Here is a 7440-nt window from a genome sequence, read left to right on the forward strand (position 1 = left end):
GAAGGTTACATGATATCAGCCAGACTTGGAAACTATCTCATCAAATTAGTTCCCCCATAGAACCCCCTTGAGCCATCTGGCACACTTTTCTCTTTTTGTCAAATTTTATGTTAAGAAAGATGTGACTAATGGATAGCTTATCAAGGGGGGCAGGGGGGATCGAACCTAAAATCCATTTTTAATTTAATTATAACCAGCTACTTAACTACTTAACTGAATCTGCTAGGATGCTATTACAGAATAGAAGACTACATCTATTAATTACTGAGGCAGAACCAAGTTTAACCGCTCTTTTTTAACTACTTCTATCGCTTTGGGTCCCAAAAATTAGGCGTTTCGGTTTACCATGGTCAAAGTGTGCTTTCTAGGCTAATGACTTTGACTAAAAACCCCGTGAGCAGAAACCGTCGTTTTTCCCCGCGCAATCTCTTTGAGACTTGCATGGCCCTATTGGTGTTATGTAATTATATTCTGGTTATTTTCGATTTAACCTATATTCCCCTGCGAGATTTTTGGTTACAGGGACGCTTGCAAATAACCTTATTAAGATTTAATGAACCAATAAAACTCGGGCCGATTGCCTTTCAAGAATTGCAAATACCTCCCGACAAACCCCTAGAAATTCCCTTTGTTAAAGGAATCGCTAAGTATGATGTGGTGAAAGGGATTAAACCCTATCGCAGTACCAGTGAATATTTAGAGACGGTTAATAAACTTAATCAACTGATTAATCAAAAGCTCTTTAACCCAGAGTTTAATCTGCAAGAATATCGCCAAGAGATCGAGAAAATTTTAGACAATTTGCGCCAAAAAAGTGTCAATATGATCGATAATAATCCCTTTGCCTCGGCGGAGAAAACTGGGACTTTAGAGAAGATTAAAAATAAAATGCGCTTGCGGGTTTTTAAAACAGAAAATGTTTCTGCAAAAGCAGCCTTTCAGAAGTTTTGGACTTGGGATTATCTCATTCAAAATGGCTGGGAAAAAGAGTTGAAATTTTTTAATCAAGAAATTCAACCTTTAATAGAAACTAATTATTTTCGTCCCCTGGGAGAAGATGGGAGACCGATAGATAACTTTGAGGCGATCGATTTTTTCTTTGGAACCATCTTTTTCTGGGAATTTATGCTGAGAACTTGGTGGATTGCTCGCACTCATAAAGGTCTGCGTTGGCGCGAGGCTATGTTATGGCGATGGTACGATATTTTTCTGTTTATTCCTATCTGGAGATGGTTGCGATTTATTCCTACTGTTATTCGCCTAGATCAAGTTAAAATTATTAACTTAAGGTTGATTAAAGAACAGGCAGTTAAAGGCTTAGTTGCGCTAATTTCTAAGGATATTACTGAGATAATTGTCCTGAGAATTATTAATAAAATTCAGGAATATATTCGACGGGGACAAGTGGAGAAATTTCTCGATAAATCTCTCAATGGTGGATATAATAATCTCAATGATACTAATGAAATTGTCGAAATTTTTCGGTTATTAGTTAATAGTACCGTTGACAAGGTTTTACCGCAAGTTAAACCGGAAGCAGAAGCTTTAATTAAATACAATATCGAGAAAATTCTCAGTCAAACTCCCGCTTATCAGAGCTTATTGCGATTACCCGGAATGAAAGGGTTAAAAACTGACTTGAGTAATCGTCTATCTAGTCAATTGTATCAATCCTTTGTTAATATAGCGGAAAAGATTACCCAGGAAGACGAAGTTTTTGAGCGTTTATTGCAGCAATTAGTCCAACGTTTCGGGCAATCTCTCGCCGGGGAATTACAATCCCGTCACAGTCTAGAAAGAATCGAGATGTTATTAATTATCTTCCTAGAAGAAGTGAAATTAAACTATGTAGAAGAATTCTCAGATGAAGACTTAGAAACTATCCTCGAACAAACTCGGTTACTCCACTCTCAAAGTGCAGAAACTAACCCAGCAGAAACCATGAATCCCCGTCGTCTTCCCTAAAAATTAGCGATCATTGATTAGGTAATATTGCTTGATCTTTTGATCACTTTTGTACTAAAATTTCTGCTGAAACCCCCATTACTCAATTAACCTAATTATCTACTCCCATGTTAACAAAAATTATTCTCGGGTTACTTTGGTTAGGCTTCGGATTATACGCTTTTTTACTAGCACCCCCCGATCAACCAGATACAGTGAATTTAATTATCGATCTTTCCACTGGGAAATGGCAATATATCAACCCGTTAATTATCGCTCTTTTTAACCTGATGGGAGTTTGGCCACTGATCTACACTAGCCTTTTAATTATCGATGGTCGTGACCAAAAGATCATCGCTTGGCCCTTTACTTTTGCCTCCTTTGCCGTGGGTGCTTTCGCTATTTTACCCTATCTAACTCTCCGTCAACCCAACAGCAATTTTACTGGTAAAAAAAATCTGGTCATTAAACTTTTAGACTCACCTTGGTTAGGAGTAATTGCCCTAATTACTGCGGCAATTTTAATCGCTTACGGATTAATTAACGGCAATTGGTCTGATTTTTGGTATCAGTGGCAAACTAGCCGTTTTATTCATGTTATGAGTTTAGATTTCTGTCTTTTAACCCTATTATGTCCAATTTTGCTGCAAGATGATCTAACCCGACGGGGATTAAAAAATCCTTTCCTGTTGCCGGTAATTTCCCTATTACCTCTAATCGGTCCGGCAATTTATTTAATTATTCGTCCTCGCTTAGGGGAGAATTAAGAGTAAATTTACTTGGGTAAACTCGGCCTAGTTATCAGTTGTTTTTTAACCATTTCTTGACAGGAGAAGTTCATATTTAACAGAAATTATGCTGAGGTTCCTCTAAAATATGAGGAAAGAGATTAATGTCCAGATTAGAAGGAGTGTTTAACCTTGTTAGAGAGTCAAAAACCACCTCGGATTTACTGCTTTCAAGCTGATTATCTTGCCTCCCAACAATTTAACCCCCAAGAGATTCCCGCTTGGTTATCCTTAGAGGTAAACTGGCAGGGTTATAGAATTCATACCCTACCCTGGGTAGCAGACGTAGCTAGGGTATTAGGATTATTAGCGATCGAAGATACCCCCCAAGGGTGGCAAGATCATTTAGAAAGCTTGGGATTAGCCAAAATTAGGTTAATGGACAGCGAGGAGTTTTTTGAGGATAAATCTTTATCGGGATGTTAAAAATGCCCTATAATTGGCAATTTAGTGATGATTCTACCGGTCAATTTATGCCCTATAAACTACTCTTCGTCTGTTTAGGAAATATCTGTCGTTCTCCCGCTGCCGAGAATATCATGACTTATCTGATTGAACAAGAAGGATTAGGCAATAAAATCCTCTGTGATTCCGCGGGAACTGCCGGTTATCATATCGGTTCTCCTCCCGATTCTCGCATGAATACGGCGGCCAAAAAACGCGGTATTCCTCTGCAAGGTACAGCTAGACAATTTACCCGCGAGGATTTCGAGAATTTTGATCTAATCTTAGCCATGGATAAAGCCAATTATCAAGATATTTTATCCCTAGATCGGACAGGAAAATATCAAGAAAAGGTCAAGTTAATGTGTGACTATGCTCGTTATCACCCAGAAAAAGAAGTTCCCGATCCCTACTACGGTGGTCGTGAAGGTTTTGAACGCGTAATCGAGCTACTTTTAGACTCCTGTGGCAGTCTTTTGGAGGAAGTAAAAAACAAAATTTAAGTTTTTTATTTCAGCTAATCGATTAGTCTATGTTCGAGGGAAAAACGCACCAATTCGGCCCGATTGTTAGTAGTTGTTTTTCTGAGTAAACTACTAACATATTTCTCGATCGTGCGAGAACTAAGATGCAGTTTTTGCCCAATTTCACTGTTAGAAAGTCCCCGGGCTAAATGTTCTAACACTTCCCGCTCGCGATTAGTTAACTTAAAATCGTCCTGTAAAGAAGAAGTTAAAACATCCCTAGTTTTGGGGCTTTCTTCTGGTTTTAATTTCTGATATTGACGTTCACTTTGCACCATTTGCGATCGCTCTAAAAGATTGCGAATAACTGCTTTTAATTCCTCCATCTCAAAAGGTTTAGGAAGATAGATATCACAACCCACTTGATAACCGCGAATTCTTTCCTCTGTTGACCCTCTTTCAGTTAAAAAAATTACCGGTAATAACCTAAATTCTGGCTGTTGCCGCACCTTAGTCACCAAAGAATAGCCGTCTAAACGCGGCATTTTGATATCCGATACCAAAAGATGGGGATGATAGGTATCCAATAAATTCAAAGCTTCCAAACCATTACTCGCCGCCACCACACTATAACCTGCTAATTCTAAATAGTCTTTGACCGCTAGGCGGATACCGGGGTCATCATCGGCAATTAGAATCAAAAGAGGCATAGAAATTAACAGGACAAGGTTTTTTCAGTATTGATAGCCTAGCACCCTCCGCTCGTCACAATTGTCCATCAAGCTACAGAGGCCGTTGTAACTGATATTATACTAGCAGTTAGCAATCAGCCTTTTCAGTGATCAGTAATCAGATGTGAGTTTTCAGCTTTTTCTCCTCCTCTCCCCACTTCCCACTCCCCCAACCCCTTTTTTACTTTTGACTTAACATGACAGATTATTTGGTTTTATTGACAATTTTTGCGGGTATTTATGCGATTTTTGCCCTCGGTTTAAATCTACAATGGGGATTTACTGGCTTAATTAACTTTGGTCACGTTGCTTTTGCCACTTTAGGGGCTTATGCAACGGTTTTATTAACTTTACAGGGTGTACCGATGATTTTTGCCGCCATTGTCGGGGCACTCCTAGGGGCATTGTTGGGATTGGCCATCGGTTTTTCCACCCTGAGATTAAGAGCCGATTATCTAGCAATTGTCACCATCGGGGTATCTGAGTTAATTCGTTTACTGGTGCTTAACGAGGATTGGTTAACGAAAGGCAGTTTCGGACTACAACGTTATCCCCTACCTTTGGATATAAATCCCAGTTTTCCCGTCAAATTATTAATTATTGCCCTGTTTACCCTGCTTGCTATCTTTGCTCTCTGGCAATTGGGGCGCAATCTGCAACGACAATGGCGCGAAGCTGGGCAAATTAGCGGCAAAAGCTATCAACCGACGCAAAAGAGAGCTTTAATATTTTGGGGGTCGTTAGGGGCGATAATACTGCTTTTTCTGTATATAAACGGCGTAATTGCCCTGAATGACTATAATTACAAAGCGGGGCTGATGGTGGTAGTTTTAGTCCTCCTCGCTCTCGTTTATACTGGGTTAGAATTACTTTTGCGATCGCCTTGGGGACGCATCCTCAAAGCGATTCGGGAAGATGAAGAAATTCCCCGGGCTTTAGGAAAAAATGTCTTTTGGTATAAGTTACAATCTTTGATGTTAGGCGGTGCGATCGCTGGTTTAGCTGGGGCTTTTTTAGCATGGCAATTAACCACTATTTACCCGACTAATTTTGAACCATTATTGACTTTTAACGCTTGGATTATTATCATTCTCGGTGGCTCTGGTAGCAATGCCGGCACCTTACTAGGAGCAGTAATTTTCTGGGCTTACGATTCCCTGACTCGCTTTATTTTGCCCCAATTAGATATTTTTAATGATAGCCAATTAGGGGCTTTACGGATTATGATTATCGGTCTGCTGCTCATGGTTTTAATGATCTGGCGACCCCAGGGTATCCTCGGCAAAAAAGAGGAGTTAACTTTGGGAAAATAATTTCAGTTATCAGTTATCAGTTATCAGTTATCAGTTATCAGTTCATCGATTACTCTTCACTGAAAACACTTCCCACTTCATAATTCATAATTCATAATTCATAATTTATATATGTTACTTTCTGCCAAAGGATTATCGAAAAGTTTTGGGGGCATTCGCGCCGTCAATAATGCTTATTTGGATGTGCCGCAGGGCAGCATCACCGGGTTAATCGGGCCAAATGGAGCCGGCAAAACCACACTTTTTAACCTTTTATCTAATTTTATTCGCCCAGATAAAGGAGAAGTTTTTCTTGATGGTCAGCCCATTCATCAGCTGCCTCCCTATCAAATTGCCCTGAAAGGATGTGTGAGAACTTTTCAAGTAGCACGGGTATTATCCCGATTAACGGTGTTAGAAAATATGCTCTTAGCTAGTCCGGGGCAAACGGGAGAAAATTTTCTCAAAGTCTGGTTTCAGGGGGCAAAAATTCGCCAACAGGAACAGGAAAATCGTGCCAAAGCTTTGGACATATTAGATTCGATTGGTCTAGGGGAGAAAGCGCAGGATTATGCGGGAGCTTTATCGGGAGGACAGCGTAAATTATTAGAGATTGGCCGAGTGCTAATGACCGAGCCAAAATTAATTTTATTAGATGAACCGGCCGCCGGAGTTAATCCCACTTTAATCGCTCAAATCAACGACCATATTATCGAGTGGAATCGTCAGGGAATTACCTTTTTAATTATCGAGCATAATATGGATGTGATTATGTCCCTTTGTCACCACATTTGGGTATTAGCAGAAGGGACAAATTTAGCCGATGGTATTCCCAGCGAAATCCAAAAAAACGAGCGGGTTTTAAAGGCTTATTTAGGAGACTAAAGCTAATTTTTGCACCTGTTGAACAAAGTTAGCCAGAATTTTTAAGCCATTAGTCGAGGATTTTTCCGGGTGAAACTGCACCGCTACCAAACGCTCACGAGCGATCGCTGCCGTCACCATTTGACTGCCGTGGCTGACGGTGGCAGCAGTTAGATGACTATCAAGGGGATCGACATAATAGGAATGGACAAAATAGACGTGAGGGTGCGGGGGTAATCCCTGCCAAAGAGCATGATCCGGCTGGGTAAAGTTTAATTGATTCCAACCCATGTGGGGAATGGTAATGCCAGGTTCCGAGCGAAAACGGCGCACTGTCCCCGGAATAACCCCTAAACCCGCCTCTTGTCCTTCCTCTGATGAGTCAAAGAGAATTTGTAAACCGAGACAGATACCGAGAAAAGGTTTACCGTTAGCGATCGCCGCTTTGAGCGGTTTTTCTAGATGACGGCTGCGAATTTGCCGGACAGCAGGATCAAAAGAACCGACTCCGGGTAAGACAATAGCGTCAGCTTTTTCCAGATCGAGGGGAGAATCGGTAATTTTCGGCACTGCACCCACGGTTTCCAGTCCTTTACAGGCAGAGTGCAGATTTCCCATGTCATAATCGATGACAGCGATTAAGGTCATTGCTATATACTGAACAAGCGATAACCCTATTTTAGAGCAATCACGCAGAACGAACCACAGAGACACAAAGGACACAAAGATCGATCACTACTATATAGGGTTTGCTGAAAAAGCTTTTCCTGGGGGCAGGGTGTGGGGTGTGGGGTGTGGGGTGTGGGGTTTTACCGATTTTGAGGTAGTCAGTTGCCTAATTTTCAGGGAAAAAGTACCTGAATTTTGCCCCCGATCCCCGCAATGGCTGGCACTTTTTGAGGGAAAAAAAGTC

General features: G+C 40.8%; 8 protein-coding genes. 6 read left to right on the forward strand and 2 right to left on the reverse strand.

The genetic code is table 11. The features are described 5' to 3' along the window. The first annotated feature begins 372 nt into the window (after positions 1-372). The 4 genes from IM500_RS00130 (at position 373) to IM500_RS00145 (ending at position 3679) form a co-directional block, all read left to right on the forward strand. Positions 373-1965, forward strand: a complete 1593-nt coding sequence (locus tag IM500_RS00130; RefSeq protein WP_190723687.1) for a DUF445 domain-containing protein — start codon at positions 373-375, stop codon at positions 1963-1965. Between the two features lie 107 nt (positions 1966-2072). Further along, positions 2073-2711 (forward strand): DUF2834 domain-containing protein, encoded by a 639-nt coding sequence (locus IM500_RS00135; RefSeq protein ID WP_190723685.1) that lies wholly within the window; start codon positions 2073-2075, stop codon positions 2709-2711. A 153-nt stretch (positions 2712-2864) separates the two neighbouring features. Further along, on the forward strand, positions 2865-3158 hold the full coding sequence (locus tag IM500_RS00140) for a hypothetical protein (RefSeq protein ID WP_190723683.1): 294 nt from the start codon (positions 2865-2867) through the stop codon (positions 3156-3158). Positions 3159-3160: 2 nt separating this feature from the next. Next, positions 3161-3679: a low molecular weight protein-tyrosine-phosphatase gene (locus tag IM500_RS00145; RefSeq protein ID WP_190723681.1), complete on the forward strand. Its 519-nt coding sequence runs from the start codon at positions 3161-3163 to the stop codon at positions 3677-3679. Positions 3680-3693: 14 nt separating this feature from the next. On the opposite strand, the gene IM500_RS00150 is transcribed toward IM500_RS00145, so the two are convergent. Then, on the reverse strand, positions 3694-4350 hold the full coding sequence (locus IM500_RS00150) for a response regulator transcription factor (protein WP_002742402.1): 657 nt from the start codon (positions 4348-4350) through the stop codon (positions 3694-3696). 218 nt (positions 4351-4568) lie between these two features. Between IM500_RS00150 and IM500_RS00155 the strand changes: the two genes are divergently transcribed. Both IM500_RS00155 and IM500_RS00160 read left to right on the forward strand, forming a co-directional pair. Continuing rightward, entirely contained in the window at positions 4569-5684 is a 1116-nt protein-coding gene (locus IM500_RS00155) for a branched-chain amino acid ABC transporter permease (protein WP_190723680.1), read from the forward strand. A gap of 111 nt (positions 5685-5795) precedes the next feature. Beyond that, positions 5796-6548, forward strand: a complete 753-nt coding sequence (locus IM500_RS00160; RefSeq protein ID WP_190723678.1) for an ABC transporter ATP-binding protein — start codon at positions 5796-5798, stop codon at positions 6546-6548. Here IM500_RS00160 and hisH read toward each other — a convergent pair. Next, positions 6537-7175 (reverse strand): imidazole glycerol phosphate synthase subunit HisH, encoded by a 639-nt coding sequence (hisH, locus tag IM500_RS00165; RefSeq protein WP_190723676.1) that lies wholly within the window; start codon positions 7173-7175, stop codon positions 6537-6539. The two genes, IM500_RS00160 and hisH, sit on opposite strands and share 12 nt — an antisense overlap. Positions 7176-7440: the final 265 nt, after the last annotated feature.

Source organism: Microcystis sp. M179S2 (assembly GCF_020245805.1).
GTDB lineage: Bacteria > Cyanobacteriota > Cyanobacteriia > Cyanobacteriales > Microcystaceae > Microcystis > Microcystis aeruginosa.

Excerpts from the sequence above, each read along its gene's own strand:
- IM500_RS00130 (WP_190723687.1), top strand. The coding sequence starts at position 373 with ATGACTTTGACTAAAAACCCCGTGAGCAGAAACCGTCGTTTTTCCCCG.
- IM500_RS00135 (WP_190723685.1), top strand. The coding sequence starts at position 2,073 with ATGTTAACAAAAATTATTCTCGGGTTACTTTGGTTAGGCTTCGGATTA.
- IM500_RS00145 (WP_190723681.1), top strand. The coding sequence starts at position 3,161 with ATGCCCTATAATTGGCAATTTAGTGATGATTCTACCGGTCAATTTATG.
- IM500_RS00150 (WP_002742402.1), bottom strand. The coding sequence starts at position 4,350 with ATGCCTCTTTTGATTCTAATTGCCGATGATGACCCCGGTATCCGCCTA.
- IM500_RS00155 (WP_190723680.1), top strand. The coding sequence starts at position 4,569 with ATGACAGATTATTTGGTTTTATTGACAATTTTTGCGGGTATTTATGCG.
- IM500_RS00160 (WP_190723678.1), top strand. The coding sequence starts at position 5,796 with ATGTTACTTTCTGCCAAAGGATTATCGAAAAGTTTTGGGGGCATTCGC.
- hisH (WP_190723676.1), bottom strand. The coding sequence starts at position 7,175 with ATGACCTTAATCGCTGTCATCGATTATGACATGGGAAATCTGCACTCT.